The organism is Halochromatium sp. NSM3 (assembly GCF_059621085.1).
Genome location: NZ_JCAQIA010000095.1, coordinates 1 through 817, shown reverse-complemented (window position 1 = coordinate 817; position 817 = coordinate 1). Strand labels below are relative to the sequence as shown.

At 49.7% G+C, this 817-nt stretch carries 2 rRNA genes; both read right to left on the bottom strand.

From position 1 onward, the window contains the following. Window positions 1–262: 262 nt before the first annotated feature. Window positions 263–378 (bottom strand): 5S ribosomal RNA (gene rrf / locus AC54T3_RS17455). A gap of 108 nt (window positions 379–486) precedes the next feature. After that, window positions 487–817: ribosomal RNA gene (locus tag AC54T3_RS17450) — 23S ribosomal RNA — on the bottom strand; the annotation flags it as partial.

Sequence of the window (817 nt, the reverse complement as noted above, 5' to 3'; positions counted from 1 at the left end):
GTTTCATACTTCTGCTCTCCCCATATTATGTATTTTAAATATAGCAGCATAAGTACAATTTGGTTCAGTCTAGTTGGCGATGATATATAAACATCTGTTATAAGTAGTCGGATGCTATTGCATCAGGTGAGGGGGTAACTTGTTGCATCACTCCAATGATTCAGTGGGGTGGCTGTGGTCAGCATCGGCCCTGACGTAATAGAGGCCTGGAATACGCATAAAAAAACCCCGGCGCGTTAGCGTCGGGGTTATTCTATTTGAAGTCTGGCGGTGTCCTACTCTCACATGGGGAAACCCCACACTACCATCGGCGCTGGTGTGTTTCACTTCTGAGTTCGGGATGGATTCAGGTGGTGCCACACCGCTATGGCCGCCAGACATAAACTGTCACAACATAAAAAACTGATTCTAAGTAATCGCCACTCTTCTTGCCGCTTAGCAGAGTCGCTCGCTTGTGCGTAACGTCTCAAACAACTTCGGTGTTGTATGGTTAAGTCTCACGGGCAATTAGTACGGGTTAGCTCAACGCATTACTACGCTTCCACACCCCGCCTATCAACGTTGTAGTCTCCAACAACCCTTCAGAGCACTCTAAGTGCTAGTGAGAGCTTATCTCGAGGCTCGCTTCCCGCTTAGATGCTTTCAGCGGTTATCGATTCCGAACATAGCTACCGGGCAGTGCCACTGGCGTGACAACCCGAACACCAGAGGTTCGTCCACTCCGGTCCTCTCGTACTAGGAGCAGCTCCTCTCAAATCTCAAACGCCCACGGCAGATAGGGACCGAACTGTCTCACGACGTTCTAAACCCAGCTCGC